A 22,494-nucleotide genomic window follows, 5' to 3' on the forward strand; every position below is an offset into this window, starting at 1 on the left:
CCTTAGATTGAAATATCATTATTTTTGAATATGTAATGTGATGAAATAAATAAAATTGTTGAAATAAAGATAATTGCAGCTACTGCACTGTAATTTATAGTTAGTTCTTTAAGTATATCTATTGTTGAAAAATAATAGAAAATGCTTATTTTTCTAAGAAATTCAAAGTTTTCAACACCTTCGGTAACAGAATTTAGAAAAAACATTAAAAAGACAAACGATATAGATATAGTATTTACAAGCTTCCTTTTTCTAAATATCATAGATAAAAGCGTAGAAAATGATGCAAAGAAAATGGACGAAATAAATATGTAAATGAAAAAATAATTCATAACAAGCTTGCTAAAATTTTTAACGTATAAAGGAAAGAATATATGCTCTGAAAACAAGAAAGTAAATGAGAGTATTGTTATAAATAAAATTGTGGCTGCTATTTTTGATAAAAAAGTTTTAGTTCTACTAACTGGTTTAACAAGCAAATATTCTATTGTTTTATTATCAAATTCACCTGCAAAAATTTTACTTGCGATTATTGAGGAAAATATTCCAAAGAAAATAAACATAAATGTCATACCTTCGGTTCCAAAGATACCTTCCGGTTTAGATAAAACGTCAAGTTCAATATTAAATGTTTTTAATAATTTTTCTGGCATATTTTGGATTATTTTTAAAGCAGGTGTATTTTCATCTAAAAAGAATGTTGTTGCAGCCGAAAACATCCAAATAAAAAGGGATATAACTATCATCCAAATAAGAATGACTATTATATTTTGATTTATTTCTTTTTTTAGTATATTCATATTTTCACCACCTATTTATAAAGTTTTAAAAAAACATCTTCAAGTGCAGGGTTTTTGATCTCAATATCTTTGAACTCACAATTTAAAAGATCATTTAAGAATGTTTTTAATTCTATTGATCTTATTTCGAATGTGTAACTTTTTGAGTCTTTTTTGAAACTGTATTTTTTTATTAGATCACATTCCTTTAAGCCGTATACATTAACTAATTTTATGGAAAAATCTTTTAAACTTTCTATATTTCCAAATTTTACGATATTTCCATCTTTTATCATTGCAAATTTATCACATAATTTTTCGACTTCTGATAATATATGAGATGAGAACAATATTGCCGCACCATTTTTTTTATGTTCTTCTAAAAGACCGTAAAATTTTTGCTGGACTAGTGGATCAAGACCACTTGTAGGTTCATCTAATATTAAATATTTTGGCTTGTGTACTAGTGCTTGAAGAATTGCAATTTTCTTTTTGTTCCCAAGAGAAAGTTCTTTAAATTTTTTATTTAAATCTATTCCTAGGGTTTTTATAATATATTTTTCATAATCTTGATCTATATTTTGATAAAATGCCCTGTTAAATTTTAGAAAATCTTTTATTTTCATGTCACCATAGAAATTTACTTCTCCTGGAATATACCCAATATTTTTTTTGACTTTGTCAATTTCAAATGGCATCTTTTTATCATCAATATATGCTTCACCGCTATTGGGAGTTAGAAATCCCGTTAAAATTCTAATGGTTGTTGTTTTTCCAGCACCATTAGGACCTATTAATCCAACTATTTCACCCTCTTTTACTTCAAAGCTTACATCTTCGATGCCAACATTTTTACCATAATATTTTTTCAAATTTTTAACCTTAATCATTTAAAAATCACCTCCTAACTATTTGACCATATGGTCAGTTAAGATTATATCATATATTTATGGTTAAAGTCAAAATATGGTAAAATAATCAAAAGAATGATAAAAGATTGAAGGGAGGTTTGTTATGTTTAAAAATTTATTTTACTTCTTACTTGGAGGAATTGTAATTCTTTTAGTTATTTTTTCAATCAACTTGTATTTAAAAGAAGATGGATTACAAGAATTTTTGCCAAAACTTAAAGTTGATGGAGCACTTTTAGATGAAAGTTTTTTAACATTTAATGATGAAGATCTCCATGAATTTGAAGTTGTTTTAAATCAAAAAAATAAGTATGTAGCATTTACGGTTACTGCCAATCAAAAAGTAGAAGTTTATCAAGACGGAAAATTAATATTTTCTTTAACTGGACCAGATCTAAATTCATGGCATAGGTATTATTATCTTCCATTAAATGGGACAACAAAATTTTTATTTTATTCAAAAAATGTCGGTGGCGTTGAATCAAGCTGGTATATAGGTAATTTAAAAGATATTCAGAGTGTGGTTGAAAAACATAATTTTGCTAACGAAATGCTTCATCATTTTACATCAGGTTTTGCAGTAGCTATATTTATATTAATGCTCCTTATGTATTTTGGAATAAGAGATAAAAGTTTATTATTTGGAGCAATAACAGTTTTAAGTCCAGTTTTATTGTCTTTGGATGAAATGAATTTAATAATGTCTCCACTACTATTTTGGAAAAAGACTGTAATTTTAGGAGCTGCTTTATCAATGTACTTTGCGTTAGAATTTGCATATAGCTTGTTTAAAATAAAGAAAAATCTATTATTCAAGATTTATGCGATAATTTACTGGATTTTATATGCAAGAGTTTTATTTGCTGCAAATCTTTCAACTGTTAGAGAATATTATTCTCAATTTTATCTGTTTGCAATTTTTGCTTTATTCTATATATCATATATCTTTGTAAAAAACTCTAAGAATTTTTCAGAAAGAATAGTGACGCTAGGATTGGGAAGTGTTGTATTTGGAATATTACTGTCTATTTTCTCAATCCTAGGAATGGTTGAGGTAAACTATATGTTTTTTAATCTTGCTCAGACAGGATTTGGAATTACCCTTGGTATGTATGCTTTTGTGAAAATAATTGAAATTAACAATGAAACAAAAATTGCAAATGAAAAGATTAACAATTTGCTAGAACAAGAAAGAGAGAACATGAAAATTCTTGAAAGATGGTCTCAGAAAGCAAGAGAACTTTCTCAAGTTGTTTTTGATACAACTAAAAAAGTTCAGGAAATAGATTTGAGTTTATACGAGAATGCAAAAATTGTTGATAGTGACATAAATAATCTTTTATTTGTACTTGAAAAATTTAACGGATTTTTAAATGAAGTAGAGGAAAAGACAAACGAAATATCAGAAAAGATCAACAAAGTAAGTAAAATAGGTGAAAAGATTGAGCAATCTTCCAGAGAAAATTTAGCAAATCTTTCAATTGTACTGAAGATGACAAAAGATCTTATAAAAGTAAATGACTCTCTTAATGCGTCATTTGTTGAATTTTCAAAAGGTATTGATATGATCGAAGATGTTACAACAAAGATTCAAGATATTGCAGAACAAACTAATTTGTTGTCTTTAAATGCTGCAATTGAAGCAGCGAGGGCAGGAGAAGCTGGAAAAGGATTTGCTGTGGTTGCAGAAGAGATTAGAAAGTTGTCCCAAGACACAGGAAGGTTGGTAGAGTCTATAAATGAAACAGTGGGCAGTACAAGAAGAACTTTTTCAAAAGTTAATTCGATAATTGTGGAATTGTCAAATAACCTTTCAACTGTAATTGATAAAAATCAGAGTGTTTTAAATTCAATTGATGAAAATACAAATGATATGTCCGATATGTTTGAAGAATTTAAGATAATTGTAGAAATGGCGGAAATGCAAAATCAGCTTTCTCAAAATGTTCAACAAGAAGTTCAAAAAATAGAGGCTATAGCAAGAGATGTTGAGGAAAAATTCAAGGAATTAAGAAGAAAACAGGAGGAAATTTCGCAAATGATTAAGCAAATATCTCAAAAATCAGATGAGTTAAGTAATTTATAGGGGGATAATTTCCCCCTATTTTTTTAAAGATTAGATTTTAAGATATATTCTCTCAGAGCATCTACCGCTGCACCAAATTCTATGTTGTTTTTAAGCCCTCTGTACGTTAAAGATACTGAAAAAGTAGAAATGGAATGAATTTTTCTTTCGAGCTCATTTGAAAACCATTTTGTTACACCTTCACCAGAAAGAATTATTTTTTCAGGGTTGAAAAGTTTAAAAATATTAGTAAGAAAAATAGCAAGGTATTTGAAGGATTCATTGTAAATTTCTTGGGCCTTTTTTTCGTATGTCTTGTGCAAGTTTCTAAGTTCGTCTAAGTCATTATTGTATAACTCTTCATTTAAGATAAAATCTTCGATTTTTAAGTTCGGAAATTTATATCTTTTAAGATTTGCATAATCTGAAGCTATGGTTTCAAGGCAGCCAGTTGCTCCACAGTAGCACTTTTCATTTGTTCCTGCATAGAAATGCCCAAGTTCTATTATTTTTCTTTCACTTTTTTCGTATATTCCATGTGATTCATAAAAGCATGCCCCTATACCAGTTCCATAATTTATTACCAGAATTTTCTTTCCTCCATGTTTTACAAATTCTTCAGTTGCGATTGCTTCGACATCATTAAGTAGACTTACAGTGGCATTAGGAAGTAATTTTTTAATTATATAGTGTGGATTAAAGTTTTCAAGTTTTAAGATCTTAGAGTTTGCTTTGTCTTTATCTATATTTCCTGAAAGAGCAATTCCTATAGCTTTTATTTTATCTAAAGATGATACTTTTTTGATAATTTTCTCTAGAATTCTTGATATGTTTTCATTTCCAATATCATTTTTTGTTAACTTTATAGATATTTTCTCTTCTTCTTCTTCAAAGTATCCATTAAAAACAGTCAAATTTACACTTTCTCTACCAATTCTAATTCCAATACTTTTCCAAAAATTCTTGTCCATCTTGATTATATGTTTAGGTCTTCCTACAGTTTCACTTTCGCTTTTTAATACAGTAATATACCCTTTCTTTTTTAAATTGTCCGATATATACGAAAGGGTGGAAGGAGTAACTTTTAAAGATTTTTGCAGTTGATTTCTGTAGGCTTCGTTTTTAAAGAGTAGGTTTAACAGTATTTTTTTTGAATTATTTAATTTCAACTGATAACCTCCTTTATAACTTTTAAATACCTTTTTAGATGTGAAGTAGTTAAAAATTTCTCTTTAACTACTTTTCTAGCGTTTCTGCCTAATTGTTTCCTTAGGCTTTCATTTGTTATTAATTCATATATTGCATCAGCAAGTTCTTTTATATCATTTCTTAAAAAACCATTAAACCCATCTACTACTTGTACTTTCACACCGCCTACTGGTCTTGCTACCACAGGATTTTGTTTCCAGAGCATTTCAGATATTACAAGCCCAAACCCTTCTTTTGTTGCAGTGTGCAATCCAACTGTTGATATAGTTTGAAAAGCATTAACTTCTATATGTCCAACACCCTTTAGATCAGTTAGAAAGTGAATATCAGGATCAGTGCCAGCGTATCTTAATATATCTTCAAATAATATCCATCCTTCGGGATCATCTTTAGCCATGGCTGAAACGATGAGTAATTGTATGTCAACTTTTTCTTTTAAAATCCTATATACATCAATAGCACTTTTTAAATCTTTCCATGGATCAAACCTTGCAACCACTGTAACAATAGGTCTATTTAGGTCAATATTATACTTTAAAGCAATTTCTTCAATTACTTTTTTTGGAAGTTGCTTGTTTTTATCACTTAATGGATCTATACTTGGAGGAAATTCAATAGCTATTTGTTTAAATGGCTCTTGAACATATTCATTTAAGTGAAATAAAGCTTTTGAGTATTTATCTGCTGCTTTGTAAGTAATTCTATTCCAAACATTAAAATTTGGATTTGAAGTATCAATATGACATCTCCATATATACTTTCCATCTTTAAATAAAGGTATAAAAAATGGTTGAGGATCATGAATTATAACAGCGTCGGCATCCAAATTTAACTTTTTTGCATTATCTTTATTAACCTTTTCAAAGAGTTCAAATTCATTATCTGAGATATCAATATCGGCTCCTTGAAAAGCATTATGAAGTTTTTTTGTAACATTAAAAAATTCATTTGGTGCTTCTAAAACTTCCCAAGATGTATTTAAACCTAGATCATTCATTAATGGGGCTAAAGTATAGAGTAACTCTGCAACTCCGCCTCCATATGAAGTGGCGTTTACGTGGACAACTTTAAGACCCTTTAATTCTTTTGAAAGTTCTATCAACTCTTCAACCTCTTCTTTTGCCACTGTATTGTAGTCGCTAATTTTTCTTACAGGCAGTTCTACTCTCATGTTTTCTCCTCCTTTAATTCGAATTTCGAAAAAATTATATCACAGTCCAAAAAAATACAAAAATGACTAATCACAGAAAATAGGTAGAAAATTTCAGTTAGTAAAGTTATATCGAGAATAAAAAGATATTTTGCTTACTTTTGAATAAAATGTATTGATTAAAATGTAAACTTTTTCATTTTTCGTTTTGGTAAAATAATTAAAATTAGAGGCGATTATTTGATATTATTTGAAAATATTTTGTTTTATTAATGGTTTAGAAAGATGTATGCGATGTGATATTATAAATTCGAAAATCGAAAAAATATTTATGATTTATTTCTAATAAGGAGGTGGAAGTATGAAAAGGCTGTTTGTTTTATTTTCTTTGCTTTTAGTTTTTGCTTTATCATTTTCAATTACCACTATTACTATGACTTCTGGAGGTGTGGGAAAGGAACTAGAAGTTTTGTATGCACAATTAAAAGAATTTATGAAGCAAAATCCTGACATTGTTGTTACGGTAATTCCAATGCCTGATTCTTCTACAGAAAGGCATGATTTGTACGTTACTTATTTGGCAGCTGGTGAAAGTGATCCAGATGTTTTAATGCTGGATGTAATTTGGCCTCCAGAATTTGCTCCATTTTTAGAAGACCTAACAGATGACTATAATTATTTTGAACTTGATAAGTTTTTGCCAGGAACTGTAAAATCTGTTACCGTTGATGGAAAAATTGTTGCGGTGCCTTGGTTTACTGATGCAGGACTTTTGTATTACAGAAAGGATTTATTAGAAAAGTATGGATATGATCATCCACCTCAAACATGGGATGAACTTGTAGAAATGGCGCAAAAGATTTCCAAGGCAGAAGGTATTGAAGGATTTGTCTGGCAAGGTGCAAGATATGAGGGGCTTGTTTGTGATTTTATGGAATATGTCTGGTCATTTGGAACAGATGTTTTGGATGAAAATGGTAATGTAATTATTAATAACCCAAAAGCTATTGACGCATTAAAATTCATGGTTGATTTAATTTACAAGTATAGAATTTCACCTGAAGGTGTTACAACGTATATGGAAGAAGATGCAAGAAGAATATTCCAAACAGGAAATGCAGTATTTATGAGAAACTGGCCATATGCATGGTCACTTGCTAATAGTGATGATTCACCAATTAAAGGTAAGGTTGGAATTGCTCCGCTTCCAAAGGGACCTGGCCCAGATGGAAAACATGCAGCAACATTGGGTGGATGGAATCTTGGAATAAATGTATATTCTTCTCCAAAAGAAAAAGAAGCTGCTAAAAAACTTATAAAGTTCTTAACAAGTTCAGAGCAACAACTTTATAAGGCAGTAAATGCAGGTCAAAATCCAACAAGAAAAGAAGTTTATAACAAACCAGAATTGAAAGAAGCTAATCCATTTATGGTTGAATTGTTTGATGTATTTATTAATGCACTTCCAAGACCAAGAACAGCAAGTTATGCAGAAGTTTCCGATGCTATCCAAAGATATGTACATGCTGCATTAACAAGGGAATTAACACCTGAGCAAGCAATTTCAAGACTAGAAAAAGAGCTAAAAATGTTGCTTGGAAAATAAATTTGTGGGGGACTTTCCCCCCACAATTTATAAAGAGGTGAGTATATGCAGAGGAAGGAGCCATTAATTGCTTTTTGGATGATTTTGCCGGCTATATTAGTCATCTCAGTGATTGCATTTTTTCCACTTTTTAAAACGTTCTATGATAGTTTTTATTCATTTAGTCTAAACCCAAGATTTCCTAGACAATTTGTTGGATTTGGTAATTATATAAGGCTTTTCAATGATTATAGATTTTGGGATGCACTAAAAACTACAATAATTTTTACTCTCGTTTCAGTTGCACTAGAAACAATTTTGGGTTTAATGATTGCCTTGATAGTTAATCAGGATTTTAAATTTCGTGGGGCTGTAAGGGCTGCTATGCTTATTCCTTGGGCAATTCCAACAGCAATATCTTCTCAGATGTGGAGATGGATGTTTAATGATCAATTTGGGATTATGTCCAGGTTTTATGAAGCACTTCATATAATAGAGCCTGGAACTCCAATTCTTGGAAGACCAAATTTAGCACTTTGGGCTATTATACAAGTAGATGTTTGGAAAACAACACCTTTTATGGCTCTTTTAATATTGGCTGGTTTGCAATTGATCCCAGAGCAGTTGTATGAAGCAGCAAAAATTGATGGGGCCAATATGATTCAAAGATTTTTTAAAATTACATTGCCACAGCTGGCTCCTACCATAGCTGTTGCTTTAATTTTTAGAACATTGGATGCGTTAAGGGTTTTTGATGTTGTCTATGTTATGACTCGTGGAAGTGTAGGTACAGAAACTTTGTCGGTTTACAATAGAGTATTGTTAATGGATAGAGCATTTACAAGTGCTTCATTTGGGTACGGTTCTTCATTGTCAGTTATAATTTTTCTATTAATCTCAATTTTTGCAATTATTTATATTAAATCATTAAAGCTCCAGTTTGATTAAGGAGTGTGAAGAAAATGCAGGCAAAAAAGATAATTTATAGATTTATATTGTATTTCTTGGTTGCTATCATTTTGATATGGTGTATTTTTCCTTTTTATTGGGCAATAATATCATCTTTAAAGCCAGATAAGGATTTGTTTGAAGTTTATCCTTCTTTGTTTCCTAAAAGAATAACTTTTGAAAACTATATTAAAGTATTTACTGAAAGACCTTTTCATATTAATATTTTAAATAGCGTAATTGTTGCAGGTGTCACAACGCTTGCCTCACTTTTGATAGGTTCTCTTGCAGCATACGCCATTGCAAGGTTAAGATTTAAGGGTAAAGTAATAGTAATGTCTTTGATATTAGCTGTTAGCATGTTCCCTCAGGTTTCCATATTAGGTTCACTGTTTGTTCTTTTGAGAAAAATGCATTTAATAAATACATATCCTGGTTTGATACTACCGTATATAGCTATTACTTTGCCTTTAACAACATGGATTTTGCAAAATTTCTTTAGAGAATTACCAAAAGAAGTTGAAGAATCAGCAGCTATTGATGGATGTTCAAGATTAAGAACACTATGGTCAATAGTTCTTCCTATGGCGGCTCCTGGACTTGTTGCAACTGGATTGTTGACCTTTATTTCAGCATGGAATGAATTTTTATTTGCTCTAACGTTTATGCAGCGCCCTGAAAAGTACACTGTTCCTGTAGCGATTGCACTTTTTAAGGGAGCCTCACAATATGAGATTCCTTGGGGTCAAATAATGGCTGCTGCTGTAATTGTAACTACTCCGTTGGTTATTCTGGTTTTGATTTTCCAAAAAAGGATTATTGCCGGTCTTTCAGCTGGTTCTGTGAAAGGGTGATATTTTGAAAAATTTAACTGTTAAGAAATTTAATGATTTTTACGATGAAGGTAAATTAACTTCTGAAAGACTGGTTGAGTTTTATCTTGAACGTATTTCAAAAATTAATTTGAACGCAATTCTTGAAATTAATCCTGATGCACTTTTTATTGCAAGAGCTTTAGATAGAGAGCGAAGAAACGGTAAAAAAAGGAGTAATTTACATGGAATCCCTGTTATTATTAAGGGAAATATTGATACTAATGATAAAATGCAAACTACAGCAGGTGCTAAAGCTTTGGAAGGAAATTTTGCAAGTTCCGATGCTTTTATAGTTAAAAAGTTAAGAGAAGCCGGCTGTGTAATCATAGGTAAGGCAAATTTGACAGAATTTGCAAATTTTGTATCTTTTAAAATGCCAAATGGATATAGTAGATTGGGAGGACAGACTAGAAATCCTTATGGAGATTTTGACACTGGTGGTTCAAGTTCTGGCTCAGCAGTTGCAATTGCTGCAGATTTAGCACTTCTTTCGATAGGAACTGAAACTTCGGGTTCTATTCTTTCGCCTTCTAGTATGAATTCTTGCGTTGGTTTAAAGCCAACTGTAGGTACAGTAAGCAGGACAGGTATTATACCAATTTCATTCACACAGGATACTGCAGGACCAATAACAAGAACGGTAGAAGATGCTTTTGAATTGTTTAAGGTGATTTTTGGATATGACCATAAAGATCCTGCAACATACTTTATTAAAAATTTTTCTTTTGATAGTAAAATAGAAATTATTCATGATTTATATGGTATGAAATTTGGTTATACAGATCAAATATTTGAATGGATGAATAAGGAGTTAGTGGATATATTTTTGGAAAATTTAAAAAAGATTGAAAAATTGGGTGGGAAGGTTAAAAAAGTAGAATTTAAAAATCTTAACAAAATAAATAACATAGAAGTTTTATATTATGAGTTTAAATTGGGGATTAATAATTATCTAAAAGATAAAAATTTAAAGGTTAAAACGTTGAGTGATATTATAAAGTATAATTTTGAAAATAGAGATGCAATACCCTATGGGCAGAATATCTTGCTTAATTCAGATGCAACTGATATTAAAGATGGAAGATACATAGAATATCTTTTAAATGATAGAAAGTATGCAAAAGGTGAGATAGATAGATTATTTAATGAAAATGTTCTTGATGCTCTGTTGTTCCCAGCAAATTATGGTGCACACATTACAGCAAAAGCACAGTATCCGTCAATTGTTGTTCCAGCAGGCTTTACTGAGAAAGGACCTTTTGGCCTTACTTTTTCAGCACGGGCATTCGAAGAAAGTAAGTTATTTTCCATTGCTTTACTATTTGAAAGAAGTTTTTCAGAAAGAAAACTTCCAGATATAGATTAGATTTTAAAAATAGCCCTTTTAGATGAATTAGTAAAAAAGGAATGGCAAAAGCCATTCCTTTTTGTTATATATAAATAACTTTATTTAATAAGAAATGTCTTCTAATATACCGTATCCTTTTCTTGCATCCTTTTCAATGAAAACTTCGATGGTGTGAGTTGCACTTGGTGAGTCACTTTCAAATGCAATTATCCAACTTGATTGAACATATTCTAATATTCCAAGAGTTGTTAAATCAACATTTCCGGAATAATCAGTATATTTTATTATACCACCTGTTTTTTGAACTATTTCTCTAGGATCATCTGGAGATGTATAGTCTGTTGTTGAGTCACTATACCAACCAGGTACAAATGCCCCATGAACGGTAACGTATCCTTGAATTGCTGAGATTACTTCATCTTTATCATATAATGTCTCACCTGCTGCATCTCCCGGATATTCCTCAGATTTATAGTGAGCTGAAGCGTCAGTAATTAATATAATAATTTTTTGTGAAGAAGGTCTCCAAGAGGCATTATTCCATGCATACATTATTCCAGCATATGGATTTTCAGGAAAATCTGCCCCACCATATGCATATAGTTCATCTACAAAATTTTTTGCAGTATTTAGATCAGTTAAATCTTGCCATGGTTTTGTAATAGTTAAGTCTTTTGCAGGGGCTGCATCATCGTATGGTACTATTCCAACTCTAACATCAAGGCCACTAGCTTCCAATGTATCAATAAAGTTTTTTATGCTACTTTTTACTCCTTCTATAGCAGAACCCATACTACCAGTTGTATCCAGTACAATCATTATATCTATATTACTTCGTGTTTCTGATTCTTTAAAAACTAAAAATCCTTGTGCTTTACCATCTTCAAAAACTTTCAAATTTTCTTCAGTTAAATTCGATATTTCAGGAACACTAATTTTAACTCTTACATAGTCGGGAATTGAAATTGGAACCAAAAATGGTGTTTTATCGCTGGAAATATACACTTGTAAATCATTATACAAGCTTGGATCAGGTTTGGTTACCCCCTCTGGATCAGCAGGTATAATTTGTGGAAGTGTTGGAATATTTGTACAACTAAATAAAATTATCAAAAGTGATACAGAAATAGATATTATTAACAAAGATTTTTTCATTTTACTCACCTCCTTCTAAATTTTTAAAATGAAAGTCCTATTCCAAAGTTTACTGTGTATATTCCAGTGCTTAAAAATTGCGTGTTAAATGTAGTTATAGCCTCTAAAGAAAATGCAATGCCAGTTCCAGATTTTATTCCTACTTTTGCATGGAACACTTCTTGAGAGTAAAGACCTATTTCACCACTTTGAACATTTGCAATCAATATAGGTGCTGCTCCAGCATAGATTTTTGTGCCAAGCAAGTTCAAAACAAGTAATAAATATGGATCAATCTCGATTAATTGAATTTCTGAAAGATTAACATTTTCAAATGTATCGATTTCTGAACCCGCGAGCGGATAAAATACGTTTACTGAAAGCCCAAGTAAATTTTGGTAAGTTCCTAATTCTGCACCTAGAATGTATCTATTTTTACCACCTAGCTCTTTTCCACCACTTACTCCTAAAAAGAATGGAAAAACTGAAACTGCTAAACTAATAACTAAAACAATAAACAAAAGCTTTTTCATACTACTCACCTCCTTTAAATTGATAAATAAAATTAATTATATAATGGTAAAAATAGATAAAAAATTAAAAAACAATTTTTTCAAGTTCGGGAGAACACTTGGGTTGAAGGATTAATGTGGAGGCATTTGATGAACCCCCACCTTACCTTACTTTATTGGTAAGGTGGGAATAATTTTTAATTAATTTTGAATTCTATTTGGTTGGGGGATGCTTTTAGAACTTTAATATTTAAATTTCTAAATGAGGTTACTATACTTATAATTTCTTCGTTTGTTAAATTTGTATTTAGTGATAATATTCCAAAATTTTCCTCTTTTTCGATTAATTCTACTTTTCCAAATTTTTCTGATAAATAATCTTTCATAATTAATATGTATGTTGATTTTTCAAAATAAAATTTTAGATTTACTTTTCTTACTACATTAGATTTTTCTGCAGATGAGTAAGGCTTTTTTAGCTCCTCAATTAACTTGTTTATAAAATCAGAAAATTTTTCAGAATTTAGGACTTTTGATAAAGCGGCTTCTTTTGTAGCACCTGCTGCAACATCTTCAAAGTTTTCACTTTTTACTATTTGTCCCGTTAAGGTATTTATTATTTGAACATTTAAGAATAGTCTCATTGACCATATTTTGTATTCGCTAGAATACGCTTCACCATAATTTACTTTAATATTTATTACATATTTTGCAGCACTAAGGATTGCAAGTTTTGAGAGAATATTTGGATCTGAGTATTGTGCAAGTTTTCTTGAATATTCTTTTGATACTAAGTTTATGCTAGATTCTAAGAGTTTATTTTCAAAAATTGGTTCGATATATCCATATTGATCATTATTTACAACTATAACTGCATATCCAACTGGTTTTTGACTGATTATCTTGGTAACTAAATCTTTAAATTCATCTCTGTTGAAACTTACATTGATAACAATATTGTATGTTCCATTTTCGTATTTTTCATTTACAATTTCATATTTTAAGACTCCAAAAAGTGCATTAACTAAATCTTTATCAACTGGAATAGAAAGTAATAAATTAACATCTTGAGAAAATACAATTCCAATTGCTTTTTTTACAGCCATTGTTAGCGCTTCTTCAATTGCCGCATTTCGTTGGGGTGCTACACCTTGTGATGAGATTCTAATTATCTCTCCTACTTTTTGTGAAGAAACGCCAGCGCCTTCGCTGGTACCTGGTGAGTATCTTTCAAAAATGAGATTTCCAAGTGATACCTCTACTAAAATATCTTTATCTTTTACTATTCCACTTAAAGTGCCTTTTCCGTCTTTTATTGTTATAAACTCAGGAAATTCTGCGTTTTTAGCTTTTACGTTAAATGTATAATTTCCATTTATTTTTGGAGACAGCTCTACAAAGATATCTATTCTTTGACCTACTGAAACTGATTTTGGACCATTTAAAGTAATTTTTATATCTTTGACAAATGTTTTAGCCTTTTCCTTTAAAGGTTCTATTTTATCTTGTGGAAAATCAATGCATTGAGAATTTAATTTATCAATTGCTTCAAGTAACTTTAATGCATTTTCTACTGTCTTGATTTCTTTGTTTTCTAAATCATTGTAAAGTGCAATTATATCATTCCAGCTTTTTTTTATTTTAGAAACAGTTGAAATAAGCTCCGAAACCATATTAGCAGGAAGTTTATCTTTATTTTCTGAAATGAGTTTTTCATATTCAGAAACAATTTTTTGAGCTGAATATATCATCTTTCCTTCAAGTAATGATTGTCCTATCTTTATGGCAAAGTATGTTCTATATGCAAATAACGCAGTTTCTTTGTCAAGAAGTCCTAATACTTTTGTATAGTACTGGCCATTTATTAATCTTTTATCGATCAAAGTAAAATCAACACCAACTATTTCTATATCAGTTGTTGTGTTAACTATATTTTCAAGCTTTGTTTCAGCTTTTTCTTTTACTTGTTTATTTTCAATAATTTGTGTAAGGTTTTCTTTGAGAGTAGAATCGCTTTTTATTTCCACATAAATTTGCTCTGCTATTTTCCTTAGAGCATCTTTTTTTGCAATTTCTTCTGATTCAACATCGGTTTTTCCATATCCTTCTCCTACTGCTCCAATGAAGCCGTATGGAATAACAACATTGTTTGCTGGTGTTTTTGATTCACTACTTGTAGAGTTATTATCGCATGAAAATAGGAAAAATAGTAAGACAGAGATAAATACAATAAGTATTTTCTTCATTTGTTCACCCCTAATCAGAATGACATAAAGTATCCTGCTCCAATTTGCAAGAATGAAGTTGTATCCATTCCAAATAATATATCATAAATGCTTTGACTGAAACTATCTGGGAATAGAGCAGATGCGCCAACAGAAACAAAAATTCCAGATTTAGGTTCAAATTCATATTTAATTCTTGTACCAAGATTTATACCAAATATAGGTAAAAATGAATTTTCACTAGTAGTTTCTGTATCATATATAGCTAAGATTTGTAAGCCCCCATAAATTGTTTCTGTAAGTTGCCCAACTTCAATTAGATCAAAATTTCCTCCCAATGTTACATAGCCTGGTATATAACCTGCAAAAGAGGAAAGAACAATACCACTTTCAACGTATAAATTATTTTGCCATCCCACAAATCCAAGTGCAATTTTTCCTGCGTATAATCCTGCACTTATTCCACCAAACATTGAAGATACAGGATATTCTATTGCAGGGTCATAGACTGAAGGCATTGCTCCATATTTAAATTTTGCAATTACAAGATTATTATTCCTGTCAATTCCTATTACTTCAGCGTAACCAATTTCTCCAGTTGAGGTTTCTAATTTGAATATAAATCCATTTTTTGCAATTTTGGGATCAAGTCCTGCAAGGTAAATTTTGTTTCCTTCAATTTTTGAAACATATGCTTCTAATTTAAAATATTCTCTTAATGATAGCCACATATCTTCAGCAGTAGACATAAGTATGGAATTAATGGCTTTTTGCGGAGTCTCTTCTTCTGTATAAGTTTCTTTTGCAAATGGTGTTGAAGCAAGGAGTTCTCCGGTTTTAAGATCGTACAATTTTAAAGAAAGTCTTAAACTTGCAGTATAGCCGTTTTTTTCATAATTTGATGTAAGTTCGGTGAGTGTTAACAAAATTGCATATCTTGCGCCCAAGATCTTTCCAGCTTCAAATGTTTGCTCAACAATTCCTAGATCTCCAAGGTTTCTTTCTTTGACTATCATATCTAAATCATTACGGGAGAATACCCTAAATCTTCCAAGTTCTAAGGCTTTTTGCTCTAGTATTGATATGAGAAAATCTGCTTCATCCATATTCCAACCATTTCCAATTTTTGCAGGAAGTATTACTATTCCAATTTTTTCTGATACTGTGATTGCAAATAATGACGAAAGTAAACTAACGAAAATTAAAAATATTGCCAACTTTTTCATTTTCTCACCCCCAAGAGATATTATAGCATAAATTAATTTTTAAAAAAAATATTAAAATCCAAATACAATACCTGATGAAAATCCTTTTTGAGAAATATCTAGGAAAAATCCAAAAATTTCATTTGAAAACAAAGAATATTTTTTTGCAGTATTTATTCTTAAAGCTGGCAAAAATTCAAATGATTCTTCTTTAAAATATAAACGTAAAATGGCATCAAAAATCCAAATTCTTTTTGAATTTTCAAATGTATAATAGTCACTGAAAATTCCAAATCCAACTGAAAAATTGTCGTTTCCTTTAATATCAAGGTTTCTAATATTAAAAAGTAGGTAATATTCTTCAAAATTTGATAAACCTATCATTGTGCTGATTCCAACTCTTAAGGGATATTCAAATGCTTCAGAAGCAAGAGAAAACTTTTCAATTTTTTCATCGAGGAGGTAGAAAATATCCCCACTTGAGCTTGTGCCAAAAACATTAGTAATTTTTAAATATCCTTCAGTCCAGTGGTCATCAGAAATCCTAAATACTTGTCCTCGTTTTATACCAATGTTTTCTCCATCGTAGAGTTCAACGTTTAATTTTTCTACTTTTTTTACCATTGAAGAAAGTGGAAAAGCTTTTTTTAGAAGATTTTTAATGTCAGAAGAGAAACTTTTGTATAAGTTAAGTAAGCTGTCTATTTTGCTTTCTGTTTCATAACTTTTAAATCTGTCGAGTATTCTTATTTCAGGAAAGTGCAAACTTTTTTCTAGATATTTAGAAAAAATTACTCTTGCTGTTTTTGTTTCTATAACGTTCAAAAGTATTGAATAATATATATTTGTATATTTTAAATTATCAACAGAGATAACATCGTAAAAATTGGAAAATGTAGTATATCTTTCCTTTTTCCATATAAAGTTTAATATCTTTACATAATTTCCATTTTCTCTGTCCGGTATGTAATTTTTACCGTCGAAAGAATAATATTTACCAACTTCTACCTTGTATCCATTTGACAAGTATTGTCCATTCATATCGTTTCTAAAAAATAATACTTCATCTTGCGTTGTATTTTCCTGGTAGTTGCTAATATTTTTGACGGAAATTATGTATTCGGGAACTCTAAATTTTAGCTCTATTTGGTTACCTATAAGATCTCTCAGTCTTAGTTCTTCAAATATGTAATATAGATATTTTCTATCGTATATATTGTATCTATTGTCTTCTTGAAGGTTTGCTAATAAAAAGGCTTTGAGCTTTTCAGGAATTTTTTCGTCGAAATGTACAACAATATCTATCTTATCTGGATAGAATTTGTTTAGGTTTTTGTTTAAATTCATTAGTTGTTGGTTTATATCACTTAATGATCTTACTTTGAAAACAAAAGGAGTAAATGATTTTAAAAATAGATTTTCGTAGCTTATCTCTACTACATAACCTGATATATAGTAATATTCTTCTTTTATTGTTTTTTCGTACTTTTTATAAAAGCTACTTTTTATATATTTTTGCTTTTCGTTCCTAGCCCAGTAGAAATGACTTGCATATACGTATTGCCCATATTTATTATCTACTATGAATCTATCGTTTTTGGGGTTATATGAATATCTTTGACGGTTGCTGGTGTAATAATAGTCTCCATTGTAATATATGTAATTTCCGTATCTATCAGGATAAAATTCTACTTTTTTGCTTTGTATCAATTCTTTTTCAACTGAAAAGATATTTATTACAACAAAATCGTTACTTTTGTCGAATAAATTACTATCTATGTTGAGGTTGAATCCACTTTCGTTAATAATTATAACTTTTGAAAATAGTGAGATTGAAAATATTAAAATTAAGATTATTAGTTTTTTTACCATGAAAAACCACCACCGAAATTAAATGTCTTGTTTTGTAATGAATAATTAAACATTAGATCAAATAAATCGTACTTTATCATACCTCCTATTGAATAGTTGCTTGATAGTGAAAGATAAGTTTTTAGTTCATAAAAATCGAATATGTTATATCCAAGTGTAAATATGTAATTTTGAGTATTTGTCAAGTAATCTACAACTAAAAATGCCTTTTTATCATTGTAAACATCTCTTTGTCTTAGACCTAAAGAAATTTTCAATCCATTACTTGTGTAGTATATTCCAAGTGATATAGGAATGAATATTTTTTTACTATCTTCAACTACTTGATCTCCAATTTCTATTTTTGAATGTTTTTTTAGGTAATAAAATTCTGCTTCTGAATAATTATTTTCAACATTTTTTATAACTATTTGGCCTTTATTTTCTGCTATTGTAAATACTGTTCCAGGTAGTACCCCATCTTTTTTGCCTATGTTCAATATTACTCTGTCTTTTTTTAAGTCGTAAATTAGTCCTTCTAATTTATAAGCATTTTTAATATTTTCAAGTATGTTTGATTTTATTACTGATGCAATATACTTCAAAATTTCTATTTGACTATTTTCTTTTTTCATGGGCTTTAAAATTGTTTCATCCCATTTATACCATCTTTTTTTAATTTCTTTTGAAAAGCTAAAAGAATCGTTTGCATATCCAAAAAGATTGTAATATACTTTCCCACTAACTTTATATACTATTTCTTCATGTGAAAACTTTGTATAAAAATTATTGAAGGTATAGAAAATTCCATCGTATCCTTTTATGTAATACCCCTCTTTTGAAGGAATATATCTTGAGGTATTTGCATCATATGAGTAGTAGATCCCTTTTTGAACTTTAATGTATTTTTCACCTACTCGTATATAATCTCCAGATTCATTGTTTACAATATAGTCTTTTTTTATTTTTTCTTCTTTTATTTGCAAATTTTTTATTACAACATCAAAATTTATGATTGGTTGTTTGCTTTCTTTTAATATAAGATTTTTGTTTGATAATAAATCTTGTAGCCTGAGTTCTTTATACAATTTTTCAAGTTCTTCTTGCAAATAAAGTTTGAATTTCCCACTTTCTATTATGGAATCATAAATAGTTGCATTAATAATTTCTATATAACTTGGAGCTGTAATATTTATTTTAACGATTGGAACATTAGAAAATAGTGTAAGACCAACTCCAAGAAATATTAAAATTAACTTTTTCATTAATCCACCTCCTTGTATTAATGAAATTATATCAAATTAGTGATATAATTTGATATGAAAATTAAAATGATAAAGGGAGGGGTATCTTTGTTATTCAAGGACATATTGTTTCAAATAGCGATAGTGTTAGTAGCATTGTTTGCAAGTCCAAAATACACATATGAATTCAGTGTTCCAAAGTATGCAATATTGACACTTTTTATGTCAATAATGTTTACTTATCTTGCATTTAAATGGATTAAAGAAAAAAAGATAAATTTTTATATTACACCTGCACATATTGTATGGTTTTTATTTTCTATATCTTCTGTGATTTCATCATTTAACGTTTTAAGAGATAATCCATTTTATTTTAGAAGATCTATTGATATAGCATTGTATGTTGTTTTTAATGCGTTACTTGCAATTTTTATAAGCAGTGAGTATAAAGAAAAAAAGAGAATTCACATGTTTTTGCTAACATTTATGATTACCGGCTTTGTCATTTCAATTGATGCACTTTTAAATTTTTATGGCGGATATTCTATGTTTTTAGGTAATGTTGGGGAAGCATTTTCAAGGGCAGCTATAAAATCAACAGTTGGTAATGTTATATTTACCGCAAATTACATTGATATGCTTCTTCCAATTGCTTTGTATTTTATTCTCTCGAATGAAATTTCTTTTAAAGGATTCTGGCAGGTAGCTTTGTTGAAAATTTTTGCATTTGTTTCATTTGCAATAGGATTTGTTGCAGTCATAGTCTCTCAGACAAGGTCCGAGTATCTAGCAATTATAATAATGACATCACTTTATATCATAATGTACTTGATATGGAGAAAAGGCAAAAAGGTTAATGAAGAAATTCCGAAGAAGATAAGGGCTATTACAAGATATCTATTTGTAAGTTTAATTGTCATTTCTATTATTATAGTGATTGTTTTTAATACTGATAATCCTTTAACAAATGGTGGTAAAGTAAGTATGACAAGCAGATTTTCTGCTATGAGCTTAGTTTCAAGTAAAGATGAAAGATTCTTGTCGTGGTTTACATCTCTAGAACTTTGGGAAGATCACAAAATTTTTGGAAGTGGGATAGCAACATATCAACTTTTATCAATATCAAAAATGGGAGAATATCTTGAAAAACACCCAGAACTTTATTATGGATGGAATAACTTTAAAAGAGCCCACAATGATTATTTTCAAGTGTTAGGTGAAACTGGGATAGTTGGTTTTTCATTATTAATAGCCCTTTTAATTATCCTAGCTTATTACTTTTTTACTATACCAAAGAAAATAGAGGACAGGGATGATTTACTACTATTTTTATCGCTTTCAATATCTATAGTTGGATTTGCAATTCAAAGTTTCTTTAGTTTTCCAGGGCATCTTTTACCGAATGCTCTTGCGGCCACTTTCTTTGCAAGTGTTGCTATTGGCCCATACTTTACTAAAAAAGAATATAAGCAAATAAAGGGTATCTCAGCTGTCGTTGTTGCAGTACTTGTTGTTTTGTTAGTTTATACAACAACTTATTTAAGATGGAACAGATTTATTTCTGAAGTCAATTTTAAAAATGGTAATACAGCATACCTTACATATGCAAAAATAATGGAGGAGTATCCTAAAATTGATGCATATATCAGCCAACTTGAAGGTAGGCTTGATGATTTGAGAAATTACAGTGGAGAATTTTCACAATTAAAACCTGAAGTTTGGAAAGAGCTTAAGAAAAAAGAGTATGAAAGCAAGAATTTGCCATACAATGAAATTGAAATTGAAAACCAAAGAATAGCAGCAATAAATAATGTAAGAAGTCAGATACTTTCACAGATTCAACAATTAAAAGAGCAAAAAGTAAAACTTCCAAAAATGGCAAAACAATATTATGATACTGCAAAAGAGGAGTTGTTGAAAAGTGTAAGTGTAGAACATACATATGGAAAATCATATTTTTATCTTGCAACTCTTTGTGTTCAAGATTTTAGAGTGCAAGAGATGAAAAACAATATAAAGACTAGTTACGAGAAGATATTTAATCAAGAATACGATGATTATCAAAAGATAATTGCAGAGCAATATAAGTACAAATGGCTTTCAAAACTTACTCCATATATTAAACAGCACATGGAAATCTTGGATAAATTTGATTTTGCTACAACTCAAGCATTAATAGATTCTATTGGTATATATGAAACATCACTTCTTGCATTTAATGAAAGAAATACCTACAAAGCAATTGCTATGAGGTACCATAGTTTACACAATCTCTTTAAGGAATTACTTTCATATCTACCAAAAGATTCAGAATATTATGAATATGTTAAAGAACTAGTTATAAAAACTTTTGATGGATATGTTAATTATTCCAAAAAAACGATAGTTAATATGCCGGGTGGCTGGAATAGATTCCCAGATTGGAAAAATCCTAATATTTCAAAAGCATCAAGAGGTCAAGACATATACAGATTTTTTGCAGGCATGGTATTTAAATTGCAACCACCTACAATTCCATCAGTAGTTGAATTTTTAGATTGGCTTTCAAAGATGGAAATAAAAGCAGCAAAATATATGTCTTTAAAAGGCATTTGGGGTGTTCCAAATGGTGTTATAGATTTTATCCATGCAACTGCATTTGAGTATTACAAAAATGGACGATTTCAAGAATCTATATATACGCTTGAGAAAATAAAGAATGATTATAAGGAATCGTATGAAATAGCAAGAAAAGATGTTGCAAAATATGTTAAAAGTTTTGAAAATCAAGTGGAAAGTTTAAAGGAATCTTACAGCATGCAGATAGAAGATGTGCTTTTGTCTAAAAATGTTCATCCACAAGCAATAAAGGTAATAGTAAATAAGTTTAAAGATACAGTTGATAAAATAAAAGAAGGATTTTTGAACTATAACTATCTATCACTTGAGGCAACGTATATGAAAACGTTGATAGGAAAGAATTACATAAGCTGGTATGATACGGCAAAAGATACTATTTGGCCTTCAATTTGCGTAAAGTATTTAAATGAATTTTTATCAGAACTTCAAAAATTGGGCTTAAATACGGATTCAATAATTAGTATTAAGGGAAAAATTGAAGTAATGATAAATAACCCACCTAGTTATGCAATGGTGTATGAAAGTTATGCAAGGTTTATTGCACATTACAAATTAGTTGAAAATGATCTAAAATATAATGCAAAACAATTACTAAATAATTATAAAGAAATGACTGATAATATGTGGGAAGCAGTAATTTTAGATTGGTCAAATACATTGTTTGAAGCTACACCACTGAATACGAAAGAAGAGATTATTGAATATCTTGAAAATATAGTTAAAGAATAAAAAGCAAAAATTAAGACTCCGAAGCTAGATAGCTTCGGAGTTTTTTTATCAGAATATAATAAAAAAATGAATAAAATTTGGTAAAATATTATTTGAAATGAATTA

Annotated in this window: 16 protein-coding genes; 6 read left to right on the top strand and 10 right to left on the bottom strand. The window is 29.6% G+C overall.

Features of this window, described 5'->3' with window-relative positions:
- Window positions 1-2 precede the first annotated feature (2 nt).
- Together OB7_RS08045 and OB7_RS08050 are read right to left on the bottom strand one after the other, a co-directional pair.
- Entirely contained in the window at window positions 3-800 is a 798-nt protein-coding gene (locus OB7_RS08045; protein ID WP_004100458.1) for a DUF2705 family protein, read from the bottom strand.
- 11 nt (window positions 801-811) lie between these two features.
- Entirely contained in the window at window positions 812-1,669 is an 858-nt protein-coding gene (locus tag OB7_RS08050; RefSeq protein ID WP_114702995.1) for an ABC transporter ATP-binding protein, read from the bottom strand.
- A gap of 124 nt (window positions 1,670-1,793) precedes the next feature.
- On the opposite strand from OB7_RS08050, the gene OB7_RS08055 reads away from it, so the two are divergent.
- Entirely contained in the window at window positions 1,794-3,776 is a 1,983-nt protein-coding gene (locus tag OB7_RS08055; protein ID WP_114702996.1) for a methyl-accepting chemotaxis protein, read from the top strand.
- A 23-nt stretch (window positions 3,777-3,799) separates the two neighbouring features.
- Here OB7_RS08055 and OB7_RS08060 read toward each other — a convergent pair whose 3' ends face one another.
- Window positions 3,800-4,924, bottom strand: a complete 1,125-nt coding sequence (locus OB7_RS08060; RefSeq protein WP_114702997.1) for an ROK family transcriptional regulator — start codon at window positions 4,922-4,924, stop codon at window positions 3,800-3,802.
- Window positions 4,921-6,135, bottom strand: a complete 1,215-nt coding sequence (locus OB7_RS08065) for a glycosyltransferase (RefSeq protein ID WP_114702998.1) — start codon at window positions 6,133-6,135, stop codon at window positions 4,921-4,923. The genes OB7_RS08060 and OB7_RS08065 overlap by 4 nt, the downstream gene beginning before the upstream one ends.
- Before the next feature lie 340 nt (window positions 6,136-6,475).
- Between OB7_RS08065 and OB7_RS08070 the strand changes: the two genes are divergently transcribed.
- The 4 genes from OB7_RS08070 to OB7_RS08085 are packed head-to-tail and all read left to right on the top strand — an operon-like array spanning window position 6,476 to window position 10,888.
- Window positions 6,476-7,720 carry an ABC transporter substrate-binding protein gene (locus tag OB7_RS08070; protein WP_114702999.1) on the top strand — a complete coding sequence of 415 codons (1,245 nt, stop codon included), beginning with the start codon at window positions 6,476-6,478 and terminating at the stop codon, window positions 7,718-7,720.
- A gap of 45 nt (window positions 7,721-7,765) precedes the next feature.
- Window positions 7,766-8,647: a carbohydrate ABC transporter permease gene (locus tag OB7_RS08075; RefSeq protein WP_004100474.1), complete on the top strand. Its 882-nt coding sequence runs from the start codon at window positions 7,766-7,768 to the stop codon at window positions 8,645-8,647.
- A gap of 14 nt (window positions 8,648-8,661) precedes the next feature.
- The gene (locus OB7_RS08080; RefSeq protein ID WP_004100476.1) at window positions 8,662-9,501 is read left to right on the top strand and encodes a carbohydrate ABC transporter permease; all 840 of its coding nucleotides are present in this window, start codon (window positions 8,662-8,664) and stop codon (window positions 9,499-9,501) included.
- 4 nt (window positions 9,502-9,505) lie between these two features.
- Entirely contained in the window at window positions 9,506-10,888 is a 1,383-nt protein-coding gene (locus OB7_RS08085) for an amidase family protein (protein WP_114703000.1), read from the top strand.
- Between the two features lie 84 nt (window positions 10,889-10,972).
- Here OB7_RS08085 and OB7_RS08090 read toward each other — a convergent pair whose 3' ends face one another.
- The 6 genes from OB7_RS08090 to OB7_RS08115 form a co-directional block, all read right to left on the bottom strand.
- Window positions 10,973-12,025, bottom strand: coding sequence for a vWA domain-containing protein (locus OB7_RS08090; RefSeq protein ID WP_114703001.1), 1,053 nt, complete (start codon window positions 12,023-12,025; stop codon window positions 10,973-10,975).
- 23 nt (window positions 12,026-12,048) lie between these two features.
- On the bottom strand, window positions 12,049-12,537 hold the full coding sequence (locus OB7_RS08095) for a hypothetical protein (RefSeq protein ID WP_114703002.1): 489 nt from the start codon (window positions 12,535-12,537) through the stop codon (window positions 12,049-12,051).
- Window positions 12,538-12,713: 176 nt separating this feature from the next.
- A complete protein-coding gene (locus OB7_RS08100; RefSeq protein ID WP_114703003.1) occupies window positions 12,714-14,762 on the bottom strand; it encodes an LPP20 family lipoprotein in 2,049 nt (682 codons plus the stop codon).
- A gap of 14 nt (window positions 14,763-14,776) precedes the next feature.
- Complete coding sequence (locus tag OB7_RS08105; protein ID WP_012579830.1) at window positions 14,777-15,967, bottom strand: CsgG/HfaB family protein; 1,191 nt, start codon at window positions 15,965-15,967, stop codon at window positions 14,777-14,779.
- A gap of 51 nt (window positions 15,968-16,018) precedes the next feature.
- Window positions 16,019-17,818, bottom strand: coding sequence for a hypothetical protein (locus OB7_RS08110; protein WP_114703004.1), 1,800 nt, complete (start codon window positions 17,816-17,818; stop codon window positions 16,019-16,021).
- The gene (locus OB7_RS08115) at window positions 17,812-19,062 is read right to left on the bottom strand and encodes a hypothetical protein (protein ID WP_114703005.1); all 1,251 of its coding nucleotides are present in this window, start codon (window positions 19,060-19,062) and stop codon (window positions 17,812-17,814) included. Before OB7_RS08115 ends, OB7_RS08110 begins: the two co-directional genes overlap by 7 nt.
- A gap of 87 nt (window positions 19,063-19,149) precedes the next feature.
- Here OB7_RS08115 and OB7_RS08120 point away from each other — a divergent pair, with 87 nt between their 5' ends.
- Complete coding sequence (locus OB7_RS08120) at window positions 19,150-22,389, top strand: O-antigen ligase family protein (RefSeq protein WP_114703006.1); 3,240 nt, start codon at window positions 19,150-19,152, stop codon at window positions 22,387-22,389.
- Window positions 22,390-22,494: the final 105 nt, after the last annotated feature.

The sequence above is a fragment of the Thermosipho africanus Ob7 genome, assembly GCF_003351105.1.
Classification (GTDB): Bacteria; Thermotogota; Thermotogae; order Thermotogales; family Fervidobacteriaceae; genus Thermosipho; species Thermosipho africanus.